We start from the raw sequence: 23,312 nt of genomic DNA, 5'->3' as shown, positions 1-23,312 counted from the left end.
TGTTGGTATAGGGTGGCTGGCAGGTTCGGTGGAATTTGACGGAAATGATCGGCAGGATTCCTTCAAGGGTCAAATCCAAGGCGATGATCGGCTTCGCCCGGCGCTTTCTTGATCTGGCCGGGGGCTATTGGTCGGAAAAGGACCGCTGGGGTGTCCGGCTGCTGGCGGTGCTTCTGGGGATTCTCACCATGGGCATGGTGGTGGTGCCCATTCTGCTGAACCTGTGGAGCGAGCGTTTCTTCAATGCCCTGGAACAGCGGTCCATGGACCAGTTCATGGTCATGATCGCGGCGGTGTGCGGCATCATCGCCTTCAACATCGCCAACACGCTGGGGCATCTGTGGGTCAAGCGCCAGTTGCAGCTCGGCTGGCGGCAATGGCTGACGGCCAAGATGCTGGACGGCTGGCTGACCCGCGGGCGCCAGCACCAGATCACCTATATGGACGGCGACCACGACAACCCCGACGGGCGCATCGCCGAAGACATCCGTATCGCCACCGAATCCGCCATCGAACTGGCGCTGTCCTTCTCGTACTGCGTGCTGCTGCTGATCAGCTTCACCAGCATCCTGTGGACCCTCTCCGGCACGCTGGAGGTGAGCGTCGGCGTGACCGTAATCCCGGTGCCGGGGTATCTGCTGTACATCGCGCTGGCCTATGCCGCCCTGGGCACCACCATCGCGCTGATCATGGGCCAGCCGCTGGTCAAGGCCGCCAACCGCCGCCAGGGGTACGAGGCGGATTTCCGCTTCGGTCTGGCCGAGGTGCGGGAAAACGCCCAGCCCATCGCGCTCCTGCACGGGGAATCGGGAGAGCGCGGGCGGCTGACCGGCCTGTTCGCCGGGGTGCGCCAGGGCTGGCACATCCAGACCCACGCGCTGGCCAACATGATGATGTTCAGCGCCAGCTATTCGGTGCTGACCACCGCCTTTCCCATCCTGGTGACGGCCCCCCGCTACATTTCCGGCGCCATCACGCTGGGCGTGCTGATGCAGACGGCCCAGGCGTTCCAGCAGACGGTGCAGGCGCTGTCCTGGCCCATCGACAATCTGGCCCGCGCCGCCGAGTGGAAGGCGTCGGTGGAGCGGGTTCTGGGCCTGCACGACGCGCTGGAGCAGCTCGACCGCGAAATCGGCGGCGAAGGCACCGAGCGCATCCTGGTGGAACGCACCGACGATGCCCACAGCCTGACCTTCACCGGCGTGTCGATCACCGAACCGGGCGGGGAGCTGGTGCTGAAACCGTTCAGCACCGAGATCCTGCCCGGCCAGCGGGTGCTGATCACCGGCGATCCGCCGGCCGCCATCCGCCTGTTCCGCGCGCTGGCCCGCGTGTGGCCGTGGGGTGGGGGGCGGATCGCCCTGCCCGCCCACACGCGGGTGTTCTTCATGCCCGAACGCCCCTATCTGCCGCGGGCCAGCCTGCGCGCGGTGCTGGCCTATCCCGTCGATGGGGTGACGGTCAGCGACGTCAAGGCGGTGGCCGCGCTCAACCGTGTCGGCCTGAACCACCTGATCCCCCAGTTGGACGAGGTGGCGCCCTGGAACGAGGCGCTGGCCGTGACCGAGAAGCAGCGGCTGAATTTCGCCCGCCTGCTGGTGCGCCGGCCCGACTGGGTGTTCATGGAAAACACCACCGACGCCCTGGATCCCGCCAGCGAGGAGGCCATGCTGCGCCTGCTGGACGAGGAATTGCCCCACGCCACCGTGATGAGCATCGGCGACCACGAGGCCCTGGAGCGTCACCATCATCGGAAATTGATTTTGGAGCGGGCCAACGGCGCCGTCCGCGTGGTGGAAGGCACCTGCCACCGCAGCGGCGTCACCGAATTCAGCGACCCGGCGATGTGATCCCTATCGGATCGTCTGTTACCGGATCGTCTCGTTGTGGATGACCATCTCCACCGCAAGCTGGGCGGCGCAGAGATCTTCCAGCGCCGTGCCCACCGACTTGAACAGGGTGATCTGGTCGTAATAGCGCCGCCCCGCCCGCTCGCCGCGGGTGAGATCGTACAGGTCGCCCGCGATGTCGTCGGAGGTCAGGATGCCGGCGGCCATGGGCTGCACGATGTCACCCGCCTCCTTGCACGCTCCCTCGCGGGTATCCACGAACACGCGGGACCGGCGGATGCACTCGTCGTCGGCCTCGCGCATCTCGGGTGTGAAGCCGCCGATCAGGTCCAGGTGCTGGCCGGGCTGGAGCCATTCCCCGCGGATCAGCGGCTCCTTGGACAAGGTGGCGCAGGTGATGATGTCGGCCCCGCGCACCGCCCCTTCCAGGTCCGCCGTCGCCTCGATGCGGAACTTGGGCCGGTGGAAGCGGGACACCACCCGCTTGGCCTTCTCCACATTGCGTCCCCACACCAGCACATGGCGGATCGGGCGCACGGCGGCATAGGCCTCCACCAGTTCCGGGGCCAGCGCGCCGGTGCCCACCACCAAAAGCCGCTCGGCGTCGGGCTTCGCCAGATAGCCGGCCGCCAGAGCCGAGGCGGCGGCGGTGCGCCGCTTGGTCAGCGCCTGCCCGTCGATCAGCGCCTGCGGCACCCCCGTCTTGCCGTCCAGCAGCAGATAGACGCCCTGGACCGCCGGCAGATCCTTGGCCGCGTTGTCGGGGAACACCGTCACCACCTTGATGCCGATGCTGCGCCCGGTTTCCCACGCCGGCATCAGCAGCAAGGTGGCGTCGTCCGCGCCATAGGTGGGCACCGTGTGGTGATGGCGCAGCGGCACCTGCACCTCGGCGCGGAAGCTCTGGCGCAGCCGCTCGATCAGCATCCGGTGGTGCAGGACCGACCGCAGTTCGGCGCCGGTGATGGTGCGCATGGGCGAAGGCTCCTTGGGTGAGGCGGGGCGGATGGAACGGGCGGACCGAAAAAAAGAATGGGGGTGCCGGATCGCTCCGGCACCCCCCTTCGGGATCGGCTCGAACGGACAGCCCCCGTTCAATGCACGGTGGGCGAACCGGGCAGGGCCGCGGGCGCCGGAGCCGCCGCGACTGCCGGGGCGGCCGGAACCGCCGCGCGGGGCTGGCCCGACACCGGCTTGTTCAGCTCGGCCAGACGCTTTTCGGCGGTGGCGGCGCGCACCTGCGCGTCCTTCAGATCCCGTTCCAGGATCGCCACCCGGTCGGCCATCACCCGGCCGCGGCGGCGGTGACGCCCCTGCCCCAGCCACGTGATGACGCCGCCGAACACGAACCCGACCACCAGGAACACCAGCGTCGCCAGATAAACCGGCGCATCCACCGTGAACGGCGTGGGCCACAGGGAGAAGGTCACGATCCCCCGGTTGGAAACGGCGAACAGCACCGCCAGTACCGCAACGGGGATGGTCAGAATCAGGCTGAGATAACGCACGGGAAGGGGTTTCCTTATCGAAACAGGATCATGGCCGCCGGGCATACGCTCCGGCGGCTGTGTGGTCCACGCTTATTCATCCATGTTCAGCCGTTCGCGGAGCTGCTTGCCCGTCTTGAAGAAGGGCACGTACTTTTCCCCCACCGCCACCGATTCGCCGGTGCGCGGGTTGCGCCCCTGGCGCGCGTCGCGCCGCTTGACGGAAAAGGCACCGAACCCGCGAAGCTCCACCCGGTCCCCGCGGGACAGGGCATCGGAAATCTCATCGAAGATCGTGCCGACGATCCGTTCGATGTCGCGCTGGTAGAGGTGCGGGTTGCGTTCCGCGAGCCGCTGGATCAGCTCGGATTTGGTCATGGCGCCGTCGGTCCCCCCCCGGATGGCCGACGCGGGTTGCCGCACACATGTGCCGTATGGCTCCCCGCGCCCTGGTGCGGTCAAGCGTGCCAAAGCCGCCGGATCCCGTCAAGGTAAGCCTTTCAACCGCCACCGCTTTCCGCCAGCGGCACGGCACCGCAGGGGAAAAAGCCGCGCAGGATTGTGCCCGGCCCAACCGTATGTCTTTTCAGCAAATACCAGCCATTCGGGGAACGGCCTTTACGGAGGTACGGCTTTGGGTCAACAGTTGACCTGGAAATGGTTCAAATAGCAACAGAACCATTACAAGAAAAATAAAGAATCCTAGGGGCGCCACGTCTCATGACGAAGGGTCACGGCAATGATACGTACAAAACACGGTTTGGCGTTGCGCATTTATCTTGTTCTCGGGCTGCTGGCTTTTTCGGCCCTCGGTATCTCCGCGGTGGCATGGTACGCCGTCGGCGTTTACCAGAATAAGGTATTGGCCATTGAGAATGCCGCCGAACGTGCACTTTACGGGGAAAAGGCGAACAGCCTCATCATGGGGATCGTCGCGGAGTCCCGCAGCCTGTTCATGCCCCGCTCCCCCGCCGAAACCGAAAGCATCGCCCAGGGGCTGCTGAAAAGCACCGCCGCCCTGGACGATCTGATCAGGCGGTGGGAAACCGCGGTTCCCGCCGGCCGCCGCGGCGCGTTCGCCGATATCCGCGCCGCGGTGGCGGATTTCATCGCCGTCCGCACCCAGGTGGCCGACATCGCCCGCACCCGGGGCGCCGACGCCGCCCGTGAATTCGGCGAGAACCCCGCCAACCGCACCAGCCGCACCGCCCTGACCGCCCGGATCGAGGAGATCGCGGTCAGCAACCGCGCCGACATCGACACCACCGTCACCGACCTGCATCATTTCCAGGACCGGCTCGACGCCATTTTCGGCGGCGGCACCGTCGCCGTGGTTCTGGCGGTCATCGCCATCGCCGTGGTGATGGTCCGCCGCACCATCACCGGCCCCATGGCCGCCATCACCGCCGTGATCGCGGATCTGGCCGCCGGGCGCCGCGGCCTGACCATCCCCAGCCTGGACAAGACCGACGAGATCGGCGCGCTGGCCCGCGCCGCCGACGTCTTCCGCCGCAACAACGAGGACATGCTGCGCCTGCAGGAAGAGGCCGCCGCATCCCAGGCCCGCAGCGAGGAACAGCGCCGCGCCGTCATGGCCCAGATGGCCGACCGGCTGGAAAGCGCGGTGCAGGGCGTGGTGGAAACCGTCGCCGCCTCCGCATCCCAGCTCCGCACCAGCGCCCAGAGCCTGACCGGCAACACCGACGAGACCAGCCGCCGCGCCGAAAGTGCGGCCGCCGCTTCGGCCCAGACCTCCAGCAACGTCCAGACCGTCGCCGCGGCGACCGAGCAGATGGCCGCATCGGTCGCCGACATCGGGCGCCGGATCGCCCAGTCCACCCGCATCGCCGGCACCGCCGCCCAGCAGGCCCGCGACACCGACGCCATCGTCGGCAGCCTGGCCGACGCCGCGGGCCGCATCGGCGAGATCGTCACCCTGATCCAGAACATCGCCGGGCAGACCAACCTTCTGGCGCTGAACGCCACCATCGAGGCGGCGCGGGCGGGGGAGGCCGGCAAGGGCTTCGCCGTCGTGGCGTCGGAGGTGAAGAACCTCGCCAGCCAGACCGCCAAGGCCACCGAGGACATCGCCGCCCAGGTCGCCGCCATCCAGAACGCCACCGGCTCCGCCGTCACCGCCATGCAGGACATCGGCACCACCATCGAGCAGGTGAACAGCATCAGCACCGCCATCGCTTCCGCCGTCGAGGAACAGAGCGCCGCGACGTCCGAAATCGCCCGCAGCGTTCAGGAAGCCGCCGCCGGAACCCAGCAGGTCAGCACCGACATCACCACCCTGTCCGGCGCCGCCACCCGCAGCGGGGCCGAAGCGGCCCAGGTGCTGGACGCGGCGGGGGCCCTGCAGCAGCAGGCCGCCTCCCTGCGGCACGAGGTGGAACGGTTCTTGAGCGGGATACGCACCGCAGCGTAAGGATAAAGGCGGGGCGCTGCCCCGCCGGCCCCGCCAAGGGCCGGTGGCCCTTGGAACCCGATAAAGGGGGGGATGGTCATGGCGACGGTGCGGGAGGCGTTGGACGTCGCCGTGGAGTTGCATGGGCAGGGGCGGCTGGATGAGGCCGCCATCCTCTATGCCCGCATTCTGGAGGTGGAGCCGCGGCAGGCCGACGCGCTCCATCTGCTGGGGCTGCTGCATGGGCAGAAGGGGCAGATCGGACAGGCCATCGCCCTGGTGGCACAGGCCATCGGCATCGCCCCGGAGCGGGCCGTTTTCCACATCAACCACGCCAAGCTGACCGCCGCCGCCGGGCAGCCCCCTAAGGCCGCCGCCGGGCTGCGGCGGGCGCTGGCCCTCGACCCCGCCGCCGTGGAGGCGTGGGAGCTGATGGAAACCCACGCCCCGGCCAGCGCCCTGCGCCGGCTGGTCCGGCTGGGGCAGCCCCACCGCGCCGCCGATCTGGCCGCCGCCGGGCGGCAGTGTCTGCAACGGGGAGACGCCGCCGCGGCGCTGGCCTGCCTGTCGGGGGCCGTGGCGGCGGGGGCCGCCGATCCCGACACGCTGTTCGCGCTGGGCAACGCACGGCTCGATGCGGGGCAGGCGCCGGGGGCGGTGGCCGCCCTGGCCGCCACGCTGGCGCTGGTGCCGGCGTCCTACGCCGCCTTCTACAATCTGGGGGTCGCCGCCTTCACCGCCGGACGGCCCGAGACCGCCCAGCGCGCCTTCGCCCATGCCTTCGCCCTGCGGCCCGCGGATCTCGCCGCCGCCGAATACCGCGTGGCCGTGCTCCACGCCGCCCACCGGCTGGACGAGGCGGCAGAGGCCGGGGCCGCGCTGCTGGACATCAAGGACGCGCTCGCCACAGCCGCCGGTCACACCCTGCCCGCCTCACCAACCCCCGCCTCACCAACCGCGGACCGCACCCGCCGCACCCGGCGGATCATCGCCTTCAGCCTGTGGGGGGACCGGCGGGAATACACGCAGGGTGCGGTCGAGAACCTGCGGCTGGCGGCGGAATTCTATCCCGGCTGGACCTGCCGCCTGTATCACGACGCCACCGTGCCGGCCCCGGTGCTGGCGGACCTGGACGCCGCGGGGGCCGAACGGGTGGCGATGCCCGCCGGGTCCGCCGCCGTCACGGGCACCCTGTGGCGCTTTCTGGTGGCCGACGATCCCACGGTGGACCGGTTCCTGTGCCGCGATGCCGATTCCCGCCTGAACAGCCGCGAGCGGGCGGCGGTGGCGGCGTGGGAAGCCTCCCCCCACCCCTTCCACGTGCTGCGCGACCACGCGCTGCACACCGAGGTGATGCTGGCCGGGCTGTGGGGCGGGATGGCCGGGGTGCTGCCGCCCCTGGCGCCGCTGATCGAGTCTTACACGGCGGGGGGCACCGCGGCGGGCGGCGACCGGCTGCTGGACCAGCGGTTCCTGCGCGACGTGGTGTGGCCGGCCATCCGCACCCGCTGCCTGATCCATGATAGCGTGCACCCGCGCCACGGGGTTCCCCTTCCGCCTGTGCCCATCGACCCGCGCTTTGCCTTTACCCACGTGGGGGCCAGTGTGAAGAGCGTGGAATAGCTTCCCAGACAATCTTGACCCCGGTATGTTTCCTCTCCATGCCGTTCCACCCGCACCGCCCGTTTTCCGCCGCCCTGTGCCTTGCCGTCCTGGCGGCGGGGGGAATGGCGTCCGCCCCCACCCGGACGATGGCCCAGACGGCGGCCCCCGCTGCCACGCTCCGGCCCGGTGACGAGCGGCCGGCCCTGCCCGGTTTCACCGGCGGGCCGCCCGCCCTGGCCCTGCCGCCGCCGCCCGCGGCCACCCGCCCGCCGGCCATCGGCGCCGGGCCGCTGTTCACCCTGGCCGGCGTCACCCTGTCGGGCAGCACCGTCCTGACCCAGGACGAGGTGCGCGCCGCCGCCGCCCCCTATCTGGGCCGCGCGGTGGGGGCCGGGGAGCTGGACGAGCTGCGCCGGGCGCTGACCGCGCTTTATGTGCAGCGGGGCCACGTCAACAGCGGCATCGTTCTGCCCGACCAGACCATCACCAACGGCATCGTCACCTTCCAGGCGGTGGAAGGGCGGCTGGAGACGGTGACGGTCAACGGGCTGTCGCGCCTGTCCCCGGATTACATCGCCCGCCGGGTGGAACCCGCCGCCGGCCCGCCGCTGGACGTGGCCCATCTGCGCGACCGCATCGAGATCCTGCTGGACGACCCGCTGGTCGAACGGCTGGACGCGCGCCTCGGCCCCGGCCCCCGCCCCGGCAGCAGCGCGCTGGACGTGACGGTGGAGGAGGCCCCGCCGCTGGGCGGCACCCTTACCCTGTCCAACGAACGCTCCCCCGCGGTGGGGGGGCTGGTGGCCCGCGGCGACGGGGTGATCCGCAACGCCACCGGCTGGGGCGAGCTGGTCAGCCTGCGTCTGGCCCGCGCCCAGGGGCTGACCAACACCGCCGCCGGGGTGGAGGTGCCGGTCACCGCCACCGACACCCGCCTGCGCCTGTCGGTGGACCACCAGCGCTCCCGCATTGTCGAAGCCCCCTATTCGTCTTTGGACATCACCGCCCGCACCACCACGGTGGAGGCGGGGGTGACCCAGCCGCTGTACCGCACCGGGCGGGAAACCGTGGCGGTGGGGCTGTCGCTGGCCCGGCGGTTCAGCGAGAACTGGCTGTTGGGCGAACGCTTCGCCTTTTCCCCCGAATCCGACGACGGGGTGACCCGCTTCACCGTGCTGCGGCTGTCCCAGGACTGGACACGGCGCGGCGACACCACCGTGTGGGCGGCGCGGTCGGTCTGGTCGCTGGGCGTGCCGCTGTTCGGCAACACCCGCCGGCCCGGCACCCCCGACGGACGCTTTTCCGCATGGCTGGGACAGGCGCAGGTGGCCCACCGCTTCGGCGATGCCACCGGCGACGGCGGGGCGGAGGCGATTTTCCGCACCGACGCCCAGTTCGCCAACGGCCCCCTGCCCGCCATCGAGCAATACGCGGTGGGCGGCATGGCCAGCGTGCGCGGCTACCGCGAGAATTTGCTGACCGGCGACAACGCCGTGGTGTCGTCGGTGGAGGTGCGGCTGCCCATCACGCATCTGGCCCTGGACGCGGAATCGGCGGGAACGGTGCGGCTGGCGCTGTTCGCCGATTACGGGCGTTCGTTCAACAGCGGGCGCGACACCACCGGCCCCGGCTGGATCGCCAGCGCCGGCACCGGCCTGCTGTGGGCGCCCACCGGGTGGACGCAGGCCGCGCTCTACTACGGCCACGGCTTCCGCCGGGTGGAGGTGCCGGGGCGGCGCGACATGCAGGACCGCGGCGTGCATTTCCGCCTGACCATCGCCCCGCCATCCCCGTCATAGCCGTCACACCCGCCGTTGCGGGCACAACAAAAAGGGGCGGCCCTTGCGGGACCGCCCCTTTTCTCGTCAACCTGGAAACCGTCGGATGGAACGGTCAGGCTGCCTTGCTCACCTGTGCGGCGTCGGCGAACAGCTTCAGCATCTGTTCGATGAACACCGGCAGATCCTCCACCGAACGGGCGGTGACGGTGTTGGCATCGACCACCACGGATTCATCGACGGTCATGCCGCCGGCGGCTTCCACCGCGTCCTTGGAAAGGTCCATGGCCGTCACCTGGCGCCCGCGCATCTTGCCCGGCACGGCCATCAACTGGATGCCGTGGTTGATGGCGGCGATCGGCTTGCCGGCATCGAGGAAGTGGCCGACGATGCGGCGGGTGTGCGCCGACTGCTGGAGCTTGGCGATGGAGCGTTCCCCGCCCGGCAGCAGCAGCATGTCGAAGTCGGAGCCCAGCGCCTCGCTCAGCACCTTATCGACCGGGAAGTAATGGCCCCAGCCCTTGCCCATCCAACCGTTCACCAGAGCCGATTCGGTCGAGATGGTCCGCAGGGTGGCGCCGGCCTTCAGCAGGGCGCGCTGCGGTTCGGTCATCTCGGTTTCCTCGAAGCCGTTGGCAACGAGGATGGCAATCGTCTTTCCGGTGAGGTACTGATCCATGCGTGTCTGTCCTTAATGGTTGTCCCGGTGGGCAGACACGGGACCGCGCGGGGAAAACCGCGGCGGCCCATACCAGCCCGTCAAGGTTGGAAGCTCACCCGGCGCGCACCCGGCGTCCGCACCGCACAATGCGGGTACCGGACAGAGGAGTACGCGGGCGAACGCGCAAGTCCTTCACCGCCGCCGTCAGGCGCTTTCGGTGAAGGGGCGGACGCGCCCCGGATGACGTGTTTTATGCATGGCACAGAAGTGGCTTTATCCCGGTTCGCTGTCAACACCCGATTGGTGCAACGCAACGGATCTTCTGCACTGCCCCGTGCGTGATCACGCGCTATAACTCATTGATTTTAAACAAAAGAATAGACTTGACAGCGACGGGTTTTCGGTAGCAGCGCAAGGTTGCCATGTCCCAGACGCAGGGCATTTGCGAGACATGCAGCAAAAAGGCCGGAACCGCACCGCCCGCGCCCCGCACGAAAAAACGGCCAGGGGGTGATCCCCCTGGCCGTGAAGTCAAAAGCGTCAGCCTCAAGTTTCCGCCTCTCACGCCACTGGAGCGCCCACTGGCATGAGACCGTCGGGCATAAGGAACCGGACCCGACGCGCCCATCGGGTCCGGCCTTTGCCATCATCTCGGGATGGAGACACCGGCCGGTCCTTGAGGCGGGACCGGCCGGGATAAGAGGTGCTTAGTGGAACTGGTCGGCTTCGGTGGAGTCCTTGTACGCGGTGGTCGAGGACTGGCCGGCCGAGATCGCGGTGGCAACGGCGTCGAAGTAGCCGGTGCCCACTTCGCGCTGGTGCTTGGTCGCGGTGTAGCCTTCGGCTTCCGCCGCGAATTCCGCCTGCTGGAGTTCGGAGTAGGCGGCCATGCCGCGGGCGGCGTAGCCCTTGGCCAGCTTGAAGGCCGAGTAGTTCAGCGAGTGGAAGCCCGCCAGGGTGACGAACTGGAACTTGTAGCCCATGGCGCCCAGTTCCTGCTGGTACTTGGCGATGGTGGCATCGTCCAGGTTCGCCTTCCAGTTGAAGGACGGCGAGCAGTTGTAGGCCAGCAGCTTGTTCGGGAATTCCTTCTTGATGGCTTCCGCGAACTTGCGGGCGTCGTCCAGGTTCGGCTTGGAGGTTTCCCACCACAGCAGATCCGAGTACGGAGCGTACGACAGGCCGCGGGCGATGCAATGATCGACGCCGACGCCGGTCTTCAGGCGGTAGAAGCCTTCCGAGGTGCGGCCGCTGTCGAAGTCGATGAAGGGATGATCGCGCTCATCGATGTCCGAGGTGATGAGCTGGGCGCTCTCGGCGTCGGTACGGGCGATCACCAGGGTCGAGGTGCCGCAGGTGTCGGCGGCCAGACGGGCGGCGTTCAGGGTGCGGATGTGCTGCTGGGTGGGGATCAGCACCTTGCCGCCCAGATGGCCGCACTTCTTTTCAGACGCCAGCTGGTCTTCCCAGTGCACGCCGGCGGCACCGGCCTTGATCATCGCCTTCATCAGTTCGAACGCGTTCAGCGGGCCACCGAAGCCGGCTTCGGCGTCGGCGATGATCGGCGCGAACCAATAGGTGTCGCCCTTGCCTTCCGCCGTCTGGATCTCGTCGGCGCGCTTGAAGGTGTTGTTGATGCGCTCGACCACCGCCGGCACCGAGTTGGCCGGGTACAGCGACTGGTCGGGGTACATCTGCCCGGCGAGGTTGGCGTCGCCCGCCACCTGCCAGCCGGACAGATAGATCGCCTTCAGACCGGCCTTCACCGCCTGCATCGCCTGGTTGCCGGTCAGAGCACCCAGGGTGTTGATGTAGGGTTCGGTGTTCAGCAGCTCCCACAGGCGCTGCGCGCCCAGTTCGGCCAGCGTGTACTCGATCTTGACCGAGCCGCTCAGACGCTTCACGTCGGCTTCGGTGTAATCGCGCTTGATGCCTTCGAAGCGGGCGGCGCGCAGGGCGGCCTTGGTCTTTTCGTCGAGCGACATGGCAATGTCCTTGTGCTTGAAGCTGTCTTTGACGGGGGGCTGCGTTTTGCGTCGCAGCGCTTGATTGACAAGGTAGAGACAGCCCGGCGCAGGCGCAATAAGTGCTTGTTTGTAAAGTGGTCTGTTTGTAAAGTACCTGTGCGTGGTTTTTGTAAATCCGTAAATCATGTAAAGTTTTCACACTTGGGAAAAGGGCCGGGCCAATCCCCCGGCGGGCAACATGGCCGGTGCCGTGGAGAAGAAGGCGATGCTGGGGCCCAAGGTGCGGCGGCTGCGCCGCGACCACGGGCTGACCCAGGCGCAGATGGCCGAACAGTTGGGCATCTCCCCCAGCTATCTCAACCTGATCGAACACAACCAGCGCCCGGTGACGGTGACGCTGCTGCTGAAGCTGGGGCAGAGCTTCGGCGTCGATCTCCAGGCGTTCGCCGAGGACGAGGAAAGCCGGCTGGTGGCGGGCCTGCGCGAGGTGTTCGCCGACCCGCTGTTCGACGGCTCCGACATCAAGAACCAGGATTTCAAGGAACTGGCGGCGGTGGCCCCGACGCTGGGGCAGGCGGTGGTCACGCTCTACCGCGCGTTCCGCGGCCAGCGCGACGATTTCCAGGCCCTGACCGAGCGCATGGCCGACCGCGACAAGCCGGCGCTGACCGGATCGGCGGCCTTTCCGGTGGACGAGGCGCGGGATTTCTTCCACGCCCACCACAACCATTTCCCCGACCTGGAAGACGCGGCGGACGCCTTGTGGAAGGACGCCAAGCTGGAGCGCGGCGACCTGTACAGCGGTCTGGTGGCGTGGCTGCACGCCGAGCATGGGGTGCGCGTGCGCCTGATGCCGCAGGAGGTGATGGGCTATGCCGTCCGCCGCTTCGACCGTCACGGGCGCCGCATCCTGTTGTCGGAGATGCTGGCACCGTCGGGGCGCATCTTCCAGCTTGCCGGGCAACTGGCGCTGCTGCGCCACCGCGACGTGCTGAACGCCATCGTGGACGGGGCGGCTTTGTCGGGGGATGAATCCCGGCGGCTGGCCCGCATCGGCCTGACCAACTATTTCGCCGGGGCGGTGCTGATGCCCTACGACCGCTTCCTGGAAGGGGCGCGGCAGGTGCGCTACGACATCGACGTGCTGCGGCGGCGGTTCGACGCGTCCTTCGAGCAGGTGTGCCACCGGCTGACCACCTTGCAGCGGCCCGGTGCCAAGGGCGTGCCGTTCTTCCTGATCCGGGTGGACAGTGCGGGCAACGTGTCCAAGCGCTTTTCCGGGGCGGGGTTCCATTTCGCCCGCTTCGGCGGCGGCTGCCCGCGCTGGATCGTGTACGAGGCGTTCCGCACGCCGGGCAAGATCCACACCCAGGTGGCGCAGATGCCCGACGGCACGACATATTTCTCGCTGGCCCGCACGGCGGTGAAGGCGGGCGGCAGCCACCGCAGCCCGCCCCAGCATTTCGCCATCGCTCTGGGGTGTGACATCGCCCACGCCGGGCTGTTGACCTATGCCGACGGCATCGACCTGGAACACACCGAGGCCGCGACCCCCATCGGCGTCAACTGCCGCCTGTGCCCGCGCCACGACTGTTCCCAACGGGCGTTCCCGCCGCTGAACCACCGGTTGATCGTGGACGAGAACCTGCGCGGCCTGTCCCCCTATCTGTTCGCCCCGGCGCCGGGGGAGTGAGGAAGCGCCCGTCCGGCACCACCAGCGCACGGCGGCCATGGTTTGGGTGTTGCGGCGTGTGCTATGGTTTCAGTCTGCCGGCCAAGATGCGAGGGGTCCAGTGCACGCAAAAAGGCCGTCAGCGCTCGAATTTTTCAAATAGTTGATACCACACGGTTTTTTGACATCGTTGAGAACGAATGCAGATCAATGTCCGGCGCACCGGTGCCCGGAATCAAAGCCCTCTCGAATCCAGCCCGATTTTCGGTGACAAAACAGACGGGTAAACCATACCCGCCTTCCCAGGCGGAAACGCCTGGGCCTCATTGAAGCAGGGAAGGCATCGCGGGAAACACCTCCCTGTCCCAACCTTCCCAGGCGGAAACGCCTGGGCCTCATTGAAGCCTTTCCAGCCACCGATGGGCGAACAGTTCCGCCGCCTTGGCCTTCCCAGGCGGAAACGCCTGGGCCTCATTGAAGCAAGACGGCCGTGTGAACACGTGCGATCTCGGCCTTGGCCTTCCCAGGCGGAAACGCCTGGGCCTCATTGAAGCTCGGCAGTAAACGATTGATTGGTTCTCGGGAACATCGCCTTCCCAGGCGGAAACGCCTGGGCCTCATTGAAGCAGGGTGCGGGCGGCGTCGCAGTCGGTGGTCTCGGCGCCTTCCCAGGCGGAAACGCCTGGGCCTCATTGAAGCCCATCGGATCTCGCCTCCTCTCATAATCCCTTGGTGAAAGCCTTCCCAGGCGGAAACGCCTGGGCCTCATTGAAGCTTGGGGATGATGCCCAGGATCTGGGGGGGCACCCGCCTTCCCAGGCGGAAACGCCTGGGCCTCATTGAAGCCTTTTGCACCACCACGTCATGGATACTCTGGTGGCCATGGCCTTCCCAGGCGGAAACGCCTGGGCCTCATTGAAGCATGCTGGCCTGTGTCCGCGCGCTGCCGGCGGAAGGCCGGGCCTTCCCAGGCGGAAACGCCTGGGCCTCATTGAAGCAGAAGTTACGGTTAACCCTGTAAAATCACGAGAATCGGCCTTCCCAGGCGGAAACGCCTGGGCCTCATTGAAGCACGTCGCCGTTGGTCAGGATGGTCTGCTTCACGCCCTGGCCTTCCCAGGCGGAAACGCCTGGGCCTCATTGAAGCAACGGCTCGGGGTCGATGACCCGCGCCACGACGTCGAGCCTTCCCAGGCGGAAACGCCTGGGCCTCATTGAAGCGAAAGACGGCGGTGCAGAGGGGGCGCCCGAACCCGTCCAGTGCCTTCCCAGGCGGAAACGCCTGGGCCTCATTGAAGCAACGCCTTGCTGATGCGCATACGCGTAGCGGAAGAAATAGGCCCTTCCCAGGCGTAAAGGCCTCAGGGCAATCGGAGAAAGGGCCTCGCACGCCCATCAGACGATCACCCTTGTTCCCGGAAGAGGGCAAAAAACAGGCGTTGCCATAGGTCCACCAATATGAGAATGATTATCAATTACCATATAGTTCAACGAACTAATAATGTAATTACCTTCAATTCACATATCTGGCATTGTCGATTTTCATTGGCCTATGACCGACGGACAGGGTAAGCGGAAGGTGCCGTGACGGCTGTTGCCGCATCGGTTGAGGTTCAGGAGCGACTGGCGAAGGGCATCATGAGCAATCTGATCAAGGAACGCGTGCTGCGGGTTCACCACTGGAACGATACTCTGTTCACGTTCCAGACCACCCGTGACCCCTCTTTCCGCTTCCACAACGGCCATTTCACCATGATCGGGCTGGAAGTGGACGGGCGCCCGCTGCTGCGCGCCTACAGCATCGCCAGCGCCAATTACGAAGAACATCTGGAATTCTTCAGCATCAAGGTGCCCAACGGCCCCCTGACCTCGCGCCTGCAGCACCTGAAGGAGGGCGACACCGTCCTGGTCAACCGCAAGCCCACGGGCACGCTGGTGGCCGACAACCTGCTGCCGGGCAAGCATCTCTACCTGTTCAGCACCGGCACCGGCCTGGCCCCCTTCCTCAGCATCATCAAGGACCCCGAGGTCTATGAGCGCTTCGACAAGGTGATCCTGACCCACACCTGCCGGTTCGTCAACGAGCTGGCCTATCAGGAAATGATCACCAGCCACCTGCCGGAGAACGAGTTCTTCGGCGAGATCGTGCGGCAGAAGCTGATCTACGTCCCCAGCGTGACGCGCGAGGCGTACCACACCCAGGGCCGCATCACCGACCTGATCCGGTCGGGCGAGCTGGCCCGGCTGACCGGCCTGCCCAACCTGAACCGCGAGACCGACCGCGTGATGATCTGCGGCAGCCCCGCCATGCTGGACGAGACCTGCAGCATTCTGGACGAGCGCGGCTACGTCATGGGCAACCATGGCGAACCCGGCGACTATGTGATCGAAAAGGCGTTCGTGGAGCGCTGAGCAACCGCTGAACCGGCGGGCGGCCGATCCCCCGCCGGTTCCTCCCGCTCCGTGGGAACGCCCCTGCCTCCGCCCCGGTTCTCCCCGGTGGGGAGGACGGGCATGGACGGCAAGCACCCCTTCGACATCGACACGGCGTTCCAGCGCCTGCGCCCGGCGGTGGCGGGGCTGCCCAAGGCCGCCATGTTCGCCCTGCGCGACGCGGGCCATAATTCCCCCTTCGAACAGCTTGTGGGCAGCCTGATTTCCGCCCGCACCCGCGACGAGACGACCGAGGCCGTCTGCCGCCGCCTGTTCGCCGTGGCCCGCACGCCCCAGGCCATGGCCGAACTGGATTTCCCCCGCCTCGTGGCCCTGCTGGACGGCGCCACCTTTCCCGAGCCCAAGGCCCGCGACATCCTGGCCCTGTCCCGCCGCATCCTCGGCGAGCACGGCGGGCGGGTGCCGGACAGCCTGGAGGCGCTCACCGCCTTCCACGGGGTGGGGCCGAAGATCGCCGCGCTGACGCTGGGGGTGGGCTTCGGCCTGCCGGCGGCGGTGGCGGTCGATGTGCACGTCCACCGCATCGTCAACCGCTGGGGCTACGTCACGGCCCGCACGCCCGAGAAGACCATGGCGGCGCTGCACGAACGCCTGCCGCCCGCCTATTGGATTGAAATCAACGAGCGGCTGGTGCCCTTCGGCAAATGGGTCTGCACCGGGGAGCGGCCCCGCTGTTCCACCTGCCCGCTGCTGGACATGTGCGCCCAGGTGGGGGTGACGGACCATCGCTGATGCCGTTTGCATCCCGCGGCAGCACTGATAGGGTATCGCACCTTACCTCTCGCCACGGACCCGCCATGACCGCCGCCAATCCCGTCTTCGTTTCCATCGACACCACCGCGGTGGACACCGCCCGCACGCTGGCCCAGGGGCTGGCCGGGCTGGTCGGCGGGGTCAAGCTGGGGCTGGAATTCTTCGTGGCCCAGGGGCCGGCGGGCGTGCGCGCCGTGCTGGGCGGCGACTCGGAGGTTCCGTTCTTCCTCGACCTCAAGCTGCACGACATCCCCAACACGGTGGCCGGCGGCGTGCGCGCGGCCCTGCCGCTCACCCCCGCCTTCATGACCATCCACACCTCCGGCGGGCCGGCGATGATGCGCGCGGCGGCGGAAGCCGCGGCGGCCGGTGGCGCCAAGCGCCCGCGCATCCTGGGCGTCACCGTGCTGACCAGCCTGGACGACGGCGATCTGGGCGCGGTGGGCCAGTCCACGCCGGTGGCGGGGCAGGTGGAGCGGCTGGCGCGGCTGGCCAGGGACTGCGGGCTGGACGGGGTGGTGTGCTCGCCCAACGAGGTGGCGGCCCTGCGCGCGGCCTGCGGCCCCGATTTCATCCTGATGGTGCCGGGCATCCGTCCCGCCTGGGCCGCCGTCAACGACCAGAAGCGCATCATGACCCCGGCCCAGGCCATGGCCGCCGGGGCCAGCCATCTGGTGATCGGGCGCCCCATCACCGCCGAACCCGACCCGGCGGACGCCGCCCGCCGCATCAACGCGGAGCTGGGGCTGTGAGCGTCCAGGCCAAGATCTGCGGCATCAGCGAACCGGTGTCGCTGAAGGCCGCGGTGGAGGGCGGGGCCCGCTGGGTGGGCTTCGTCTTCTTCCCCCCGTCGCCGCGCAACGTCGCCCCGGCCATGGCCGGCGAAATGGCCCGGCTGGTGCCCACCGGCGTGCGCACCGTCGGCCTGTTCGTCAACCCCACCGACGACGTGCTGGACGCGGTGACCGGCGTGGTGCCGCTGGACCTGATCCAGGTCCACGGCAAGGAAACGCCCGAGCGGGTGGCCGCCATCAAGGCGCGCTTCGCCATCCCGGTGATGAAGGCGTTCAAGGTGGGGGCGCCGGAGGATCTGGACTACGCCCTGACCTTTGCCGGGGCCGCCGACCGGCTGCTGTTCGACGCGCCGCCGCCGGCCCATTCCGCGCTGCCCGGCGGCAACGGGGTGGCGTTCGACTGGACGCTGCTGCGGGGCCGGTCCTGGCCGCTGCCGTGGATGCTGTCGGGCGGCCTCACCCCCGCCAACGTGGCCGAGGCGGTGCGCACCACCGGCGCCACCGCGGTCGATGTGTCCTCGGGCGTGGAGGATGCGCCGGGGCACAAGAACCCGGCGCGGATCCGTGCCTTCCTCGACACCGTGGCGGCGCTGTAAGCCATGACGGGGCGGGGCAGGGCGGCGGGGCTGCTGGTTCTGCTCGCCGCCTGCGGCCCCACGCTGCCACCCGGCGGCGATCCCCGGCCGCCGGCTCCGGGCGTTCCCCTGGCGGCGGTGCCGGTGCGGCTGGCGCCCGTCTCCGTCACCGGCATCCGCCGGGGGGCGGTGGTGGGGAATGCGGTGTTCGGGGTGGACTGCGCCCCGCCTTACAGCCGGATTCTGTGGACGAAAACCCGTTTCGGTGACGGAATGGGTTTGTTCCGTCCCATCAACGATACCCTGACCGAATCCGGAATGATTTTACCCCGGCCCGGCGGCCCGGTTGCCGCCCCGCTGTCGCTGACGGCGGAGGTGACGGGGCTGACGATGGAACTGTGCCGGCGCAAAGGCTGGCTGACCGGCTCCCCCCTTGGAGAGAGCGGGGTGGCGGTGGTTCAGGTGGCGTGGACCCTGGCCGGGCCCCACGGGCCGCTCCACCGCACCGCCACCACCGGACGGGCCGAGATTCCCCCCACCCCCGACGGCGATGCCGTGCTCCTGGAAACGGCGGTGGCCGACGCGGCGGGGCTTCTGGCCGCCGACGACGGCTTCCGCCGGGCCCTGGCCGCCTCGGCCGCCGGCCTGCCCCCGCCCTTGGGGGCGGCGGTGCTGGAGCCCGCCGCCCCCGGCGCCCGCGGAACGGCGGTGGCGGTGGGCGGCGGGTCCGGCACGGTGGTGGGGCGCATCGGCGGGTATCCGGTGCTGGTGGCCGCCGGGCGGGGGGACGAGGCCGCGGTGGCCGTCGCCCTCGGCGGGCGTTCCGTGCCGGGCATGGTGGAGCGCACCGCCCCGTCGCTGGGCCTGATGCTGGTTCGGGTGATGGAGGCGGTGCCCGGCCCGCTGCCCGCCTTCGCCCTGTCCGCCCAGCGCCGCCCGGCGGTGGGGGCGCCGTTGTGGGCGGCGGACGGGCCGCGGAACGCGGGGCTTCTGGCCGAATGGCGCACGGCGGACGGGGGCGCCCGGCTGCTGGCCGACCTGCCCGGCGCGGGGCAGGACGCGCCGCCGGGAACGCCGCTGATGGACGCGGACGGGGCGGCGCTGGCCATCGTCACCGGCCCGGCCACCGCCGCGGGTCTGGTGCCGGCCGTGCCCGTCCGCGCGGCGCTGGCGGCGCTGGGCGTGGGCGTGGACCCGTGATCCGGCCCCGGTGATCTGGCTGCCCTGGTCCGGCTGCCCTGGTCCGGCTGCCTTGATCCTGCAGCCCCGCCCCCCACATAGACCGGCATCCTTGTCATAAGGTAGATGTTGCTCTTCTTCCGGCGGACCGGCGGGCGGCCACGGTGGCGCCCGCGGAGGTCCGGCCACAACAGGCGGATCAGATGACCACACATTCCTCCCCCCACGACCCCATCCAGTGGCACGGCACGACCATCCTGTGCGTCCGCAAGGGGGGCCGCGTGGTGGTGGCCGGCGACGGGCAGGTGTCGTTCGGCCAGACAGTGATGAAATCCAACGCGCGCAAGGTGCGCCCGCTGGCCGGCGGCTCGGTGCTGGCCGGCTTCGCCGGGGCCACGGCGGACGCCTTCACCCTGTTCGAACGGCTGGAAGCCAAGCTGGAGCAGCACCCCGGCCAGCTGACCCGCGCCTGCGTTGAACTGGCCAAGGACTGGCGCACCGACCGCTATCTGCGCCGGCTGGAAGCCATGATGGCGGTGGCCGACACCAGCGTCAGCCTGGTGCTGACCGGCAACGGCGACGTGCTGGAGCCGGAGGACGGCATCATCGGCATCGGCTCGGGCGGCTCCTACGCCCTGTCCGCCGCCCGCGCGCTGATCGACGTGGACGGGCTGGACGCCGAGGCCATCGCCCGCAAGGCGATGAAGATCGCCGCCGGCATCTGCGTCTACACCAACGAGAACGTCACCCTGGAATCCCTGTGAGCGCCATGACCTCCTTCAGCCCCCGTGAGATCGTCTCCGAACTCGACCGCTTCATCGTCGGCCAGGGCGAGGCCAAGCGCGCCGTCGCCATCGCGCTGCGCAACCGCTGGCGCCGCCAGCAACTGCCCGAGGGCCTGCGCGAAGAGGTGCAGCCCAAGAACATCCTGATGATCGGCCCCACCGGTGTGGGCAAGACCGAGATCGCCCGCCGGCTGGCCCGGCTGGCCCAGGCCCCGTTCCTGAAGGTGGAGGCGACCAAGTTCACCGAAGTCGGCTATGTCGGCCGCGACGTGGAACAGATCGTGCGTGATCTTGTGGAAATCGCCATTTCCATGACCCGCGAGCGGCTGCGCAAGGAGGTGGCGGCCAAGGCCGAGGGCCGCGCCGAGGAGCGCGTCATCGACGCCCTGTGCGGCGACAACGCCAGCGCCGACACCCGCCAGAAGTTCCGAAAGAAGCTGCGCGAAGGCTCGCTCAACGACGCCGAGATCGAGATCCAGGTGGCCGACACCGGGATGGGGGCCATGCCCGCCTTCGACATTCCCGGCATGCCGGGGGGCCAGATGGGCATGGTCAACCTGAACGACATCTTCGGCAAGGCCTTCGGCGGGCGCACCAAGTCCCGCCGCATGACGGTGTCGGAAAGCTACGCCGTGCTGATGGCCGAGGAATCCGACAAGCTGCTGGACCAGGAAAAGGTGGTGGCCGAGGCCATCCGCGCGGTGGAGCAGAACGGCATCGTCTTCCTGGACGAGATCGACAAGATCACCGCCCGGTCGGAGTACAAGGGCGGGGCCGACGTCAGCCGCGAGGGCGTGCAGCGCGACCTGCTGCCGCTGATCGAGGGCACCACCGTCAGCACCAAGCACGGGGCCGTGAAGACCGACCACATCCTGTTCATCGCGTCCGGCGCCTTCCACGTCGCCAAGCCGTCGGACCTGCTGCCCGAGCTTCAGGGCCGCCTGCCCATCCGGGTGGAGCTGAAGCCGCTGAGCCAGGACGACTTCAAGCGCATCCTGACCGAACCGGAAGCCAGCCTGATCAAGCAGTACGTGGCGCTGCTGGGCACCGAGGACGTGACGCTCTCCTTCACCGGCGACGCCATCGACGAGTTGGCCCGGCTGGCGGTGGAGATCAACACCACCGTGGAGAACATCGGCGCGCGGCGCCTGCACACCGTGCTGGAGCGGCTGCTGGAAGAGGTGAGCTTCACCGCGTCGGACCAGTCGGGCAGCACCGTCACCATCGACGCCGACTATGTCCGCCAGCACGTGGGCGGGCTGGCGAAGAACACCGATCTGTCGAAGTTCATTCTGTAAGAAAAGGGAAGGAGGGTGCCCGGCGGGCGCCCGCGAAGGGACTGTCCCGCCCCTTCGCCATCCCCGGCCAAGGGCCGTCCGGCCCTTGGAACCCGTCAATCAGATAAATTTTATATTAGAGTAATTTTGTTTTCAGAAGCGCCGAATTTCGGCAATTTTTAGGTTTTATTGCTGAAGGGCAATACCGTTTAGACGATATGTCATTTCGTCGCATTTTATGTAACTTCTTGATATGGCCCCGCCTGCGTCATAAGACCGTCACGAAACGGCAGCATCGACACAGGACTGGGACAGACATGCGCTTTCGTGACATTCAAGTCAGCCTGCGGGTTCACCTGCCCACCGTGCTGGCCCTGATCGGGCTGGGGCTGATCCTGCTGGTGGTCCTGCTGTCGATCCACACCCGCATGATGGAGGACCGCCGGACCAAGCTGCGCAACGTGGTGGAGGTGGCCGCCGGCATCGCCGCGGGGCTGGAGGCCAAGGAGCGCGCGGGCGAGATGACCCGCGAGCAGGCGCAGAAGACCGCCCGCGACCTCATCACCGGCCTGCGGTACGAAGGCGACGAGTATTTCTGGATCAACACCGCCGACAACGCCACCCTGGTCGCCCACCCCAAGCGGCCCGGCGACGTGGGCAAGAGCATGTGGGACTTCAAGACCCCCGACGGCGACCCCGTTTACCGCATGTTCGTGCAGGCGGCGTCCGGCCCGGACAAGGCGGGGTTCCTCTCCTATTCCCAGAAGCTGCCCAACAGCGAGGAGCGGCTGGAAAAGATCTCCTACGTGCGCCAGTTCGCGCCGTGGGGGTGGGTGATCGGCTCCGGCCTCTACTTCACCGACGTGAAGGCGGCGCTGTGGGCCACCGGCTGGACCGCCGGGGGCGGCATCATCGTCATCGGCGCGCTGCTGCTGCTGGCCGCCACCGTGATCGGGCGCAGCATCACCGTGCCGCTGGCCCATCTGGTGGCGTCCATGAAGGAGCTGGCCGGCGGCAACCTGTCGGCCACCGTGCCCGACCGCGACCGCCGCGACGAGATCGGCGCCATGGCCGCCGCCCTGGAAACTTTCCGCGAGAACGCACAAGAACGGCTGCGGCTGGAAGAGGAACAACTGCACGCGGCCCGCGCCCGTGAACAGCGCGCCCAGCGCATCGAACAGACCACCGCCCGGTTCGAATCCCAGGTCCGCGCCCTGCTGGAAGAGCAGGTCCAGGCCGCCGTCCACCTGCGCGACACCGCCGAATCCCTGACCGGCATGGCCGAGGACACTTCGGTCCGCGCCTCCACCGTGGCGGCGGCGACCGAACAGGCGTCGGCCAACGTGCAGTCGGTGGCGTCCGCCGCCGAGGAGCTGAGCGCCTCCCTGCGCGAGGTCAGCTCCACCGCCGCCGTCTCCCGCGACATCGGGGCGGAGGCCATCGGCCGCGCCACCCGCACCACCGAACTGGTCAAGGGGCTGGAAGGGGTCAGCCAGTCCATCGGCGACGTGGTGAAGCTGATCTCCTCCATCGCCCAGCAGACCAACCTTTTGGCACTGAACGCCACCATCGAAGCGGCCCGCGCGGGAGAGGCCGGGAAGGGCTTCGCCGTCGTGGCGTCGGAGGTCAAGACCCTGGCCAACCAGACCGCCCAGGCCACCGAACAGATCGAGGTGCAGATCGGTGAGGTGCAGCGCGTGGCGACGGAGACCGGCAACGCCATCCACGAGGTGTCGGACATCATCCGCCGTCTGGAACAGCTTTCGACCAGCGTCGCCGGCGCGGTGGAACAGCAGTCCATCGCCACCCAGGAAATCGGGCGCAACACGGTGGAGGCGGTGGCCGGCACGGAAGAGGTGGCGCGCAACGTCACCAGCATCCACGGCGGGGCGGAAACCACCAGCCACGCGGCGGGCAACGTGCTGTCGGCGGCCCAGCAATTGACGGGGCAGGCCGAATCCCTGCGCGCAGAGGTCAGCCGTTTTCTGGAGGACGTGCGGGCGGCTTAAAAAAATCAACCGGTCCTGCTTGACGGCGCCTTCTCAGCGGCAGAAAACGATCATGA

General features: G+C 68.5%; 18 protein-coding genes and 1 CRISPR repeat array. Of the genes, 13 read left to right on the top strand and 5 right to left on the bottom strand.

Annotation, left to right across the window (positions count from 1 at the left end; genetic code table 11):
* The first annotated feature begins 44 nt into the window (after positions 1 to 44).
* Complete coding sequence (locus M2352_RS03600) at positions 45 to 1,850, top strand: ABC transporter ATP-binding protein/permease (RefSeq protein WP_264663138.1); 1,806 nt, start codon at positions 45 to 47, stop codon at positions 1,848 to 1,850.
* 18 nt (positions 1,851 to 1,868) lie between these two features.
* On the opposite strand, the gene M2352_RS03595 is transcribed toward M2352_RS03600, so the two are convergent.
* From M2352_RS03595 to ihfB, 3 genes are all read right to left on the bottom strand, one after another.
* Complete coding sequence (locus M2352_RS03595) at positions 1,869 to 2,825, bottom strand: ornithine cyclodeaminase family protein (RefSeq protein ID WP_264663137.1); 957 nt, start codon at positions 2,823 to 2,825, stop codon at positions 1,869 to 1,871.
* A 119-nt stretch (positions 2,826 to 2,944) separates the two neighbouring features.
* Entirely contained in the window at positions 2,945 to 3,358 is a 414-nt protein-coding gene (locus M2352_RS03590) for a LapA family protein (RefSeq protein WP_264663136.1), read from the bottom strand.
* A gap of 72 nt (positions 3,359 to 3,430) precedes the next feature.
* Complete coding sequence (ihfB, locus tag M2352_RS03585; RefSeq protein ID WP_264663135.1) at positions 3,431 to 3,715, bottom strand: integration host factor subunit beta; 285 nt, start codon at positions 3,713 to 3,715, stop codon at positions 3,431 to 3,433.
* A 544-nt stretch (positions 3,716 to 4,259) separates the two neighbouring features.
* On the opposite strand from ihfB, the gene M2352_RS03580 reads away from it, so the two are divergent.
* The 3 genes from M2352_RS03580 (at position 4,260) to M2352_RS03570 (ending at position 9,151) form a co-directional block, all read left to right on the top strand.
* On the top strand, positions 4,260 to 5,768 hold the full coding sequence (locus M2352_RS03580; protein WP_264663134.1) for a methyl-accepting chemotaxis protein: 1,509 nt from the start codon (positions 4,260 to 4,262) through the stop codon (positions 5,766 to 5,768).
* Between the two features lie 78 nt (positions 5,769 to 5,846).
* Positions 5,847 to 7,370 carry a tetratricopeptide repeat protein gene (locus M2352_RS03575; RefSeq protein WP_264663133.1) on the top strand — a complete coding sequence of 508 codons (1,524 nt, stop codon included), beginning with the start codon at positions 5,847 to 5,849 and terminating at the stop codon, positions 7,368 to 7,370.
* Positions 7,371 to 7,408: 38 nt separating this feature from the next.
* On the top strand, positions 7,409 to 9,151 hold the full coding sequence (locus M2352_RS03570) for a ShlB/FhaC/HecB family hemolysin secretion/activation protein (RefSeq protein WP_264663132.1): 1,743 nt from the start codon (positions 7,409 to 7,411) through the stop codon (positions 9,149 to 9,151).
* Between the two features lie 94 nt (positions 9,152 to 9,245).
* Here the strand turns inward: M2352_RS03570 and M2352_RS03565 are convergent, their stop codons facing one another.
* Positions 9,246 to 9,809, bottom strand: a complete 564-nt coding sequence (locus M2352_RS03565; protein WP_264663131.1) for a DJ-1/PfpI family protein — start codon at positions 9,807 to 9,809, stop codon at positions 9,246 to 9,248.
* Between the two features lie 689 nt (positions 9,810 to 10,498).
* Positions 10,499 to 11,776 carry an isocitrate lyase gene (gene aceA, locus M2352_RS03560; RefSeq protein WP_264663130.1) on the bottom strand — a complete coding sequence of 426 codons (1,278 nt, stop codon included), beginning with the start codon at positions 11,774 to 11,776 and terminating at the stop codon, positions 10,499 to 10,501.
* A 220-nt stretch (positions 11,777 to 11,996) separates the two neighbouring features.
* On the opposite strand from aceA, the gene M2352_RS03555 reads away from it, so the two are divergent.
* The 9 genes from M2352_RS03555 to M2352_RS03515 all read left to right on the top strand — a co-directional run bounded on the left by M2352_RS03555 (position 11,997) and on the right by M2352_RS03515 (position 23,256).
* Complete coding sequence (locus M2352_RS03555; protein ID WP_264663129.1) at positions 11,997 to 13,451, top strand: helix-turn-helix domain-containing protein; 1,455 nt, start codon at positions 11,997 to 11,999, stop codon at positions 13,449 to 13,451.
* 275 nt (positions 13,452 to 13,726) lie between these two features.
* Positions 13,727 to 14,729: a CRISPR direct-repeat array (repeat unit 37 nt; unit sequence GCCTTCCCAGGCGGAAACGCCTGGGCCTCATTGAAGC).
* Positions 14,730 to 15,068: 339 nt separating this feature from the next.
* Positions 15,069 to 15,842: a ferredoxin--NADP reductase gene (locus M2352_RS03550; protein ID WP_264663128.1), complete on the top strand. Its 774-nt coding sequence runs from the start codon at positions 15,069 to 15,071 to the stop codon at positions 15,840 to 15,842.
* A gap of 102 nt (positions 15,843 to 15,944) precedes the next feature.
* Positions 15,945 to 16,616, top strand: a complete 672-nt coding sequence (locus M2352_RS03545; RefSeq protein WP_264663127.1) for an endonuclease III domain-containing protein — start codon at positions 15,945 to 15,947, stop codon at positions 16,614 to 16,616.
* Between the two features lie 65 nt (positions 16,617 to 16,681).
* A complete protein-coding gene (gene pyrF, locus M2352_RS03540; protein WP_264663126.1) occupies positions 16,682 to 17,389 on the top strand; it encodes an orotidine-5'-phosphate decarboxylase in 708 nt (235 codons plus the stop codon).
* Complete coding sequence (locus M2352_RS03535; protein ID WP_264663125.1) at positions 17,386 to 18,027, top strand: phosphoribosylanthranilate isomerase; 642 nt, start codon at positions 17,386 to 17,388, stop codon at positions 18,025 to 18,027. The genes pyrF and M2352_RS03535 overlap by 4 nt, the downstream gene beginning before the upstream one ends.
* 3 nt (positions 18,028 to 18,030) lie before the next feature.
* On the top strand, positions 18,031 to 19,206 hold the full coding sequence (locus M2352_RS03530; protein ID WP_264663124.1) for a hypothetical protein: 1,176 nt from the start codon (positions 18,031 to 18,033) through the stop codon (positions 19,204 to 19,206).
* Between the two features lie 182 nt (positions 19,207 to 19,388).
* Entirely contained in the window at positions 19,389 to 19,949 is a 561-nt protein-coding gene (hslV, locus tag M2352_RS03525) for an ATP-dependent protease subunit HslV (RefSeq protein ID WP_264663123.1), read from the top strand.
* A 5-nt stretch (positions 19,950 to 19,954) separates the two neighbouring features.
* On the top strand, positions 19,955 to 21,268 hold the full coding sequence (gene hslU / locus M2352_RS03520; RefSeq protein ID WP_264665297.1) for an ATP-dependent protease ATPase subunit HslU: 1,314 nt from the start codon (positions 19,955 to 19,957) through the stop codon (positions 21,266 to 21,268).
* Positions 21,269 to 21,564: 296 nt separating this feature from the next.
* Complete coding sequence (locus tag M2352_RS03515; RefSeq protein WP_264663122.1) at positions 21,565 to 23,256, top strand: methyl-accepting chemotaxis protein; 1,692 nt, start codon at positions 21,565 to 21,567, stop codon at positions 23,254 to 23,256.
* Positions 23,257 to 23,312: the final 56 nt, after the last annotated feature.

The sequence above is a fragment of the Azospirillum fermentarium genome, from assembly GCF_025961205.1.
GTDB classification, from domain to species: Bacteria; Pseudomonadota; Alphaproteobacteria; order Azospirillales; family Azospirillaceae; genus Azospirillum; species Azospirillum fermentarium.
This window is presented reverse-complemented; position numbering and strand designations above follow the sequence as displayed.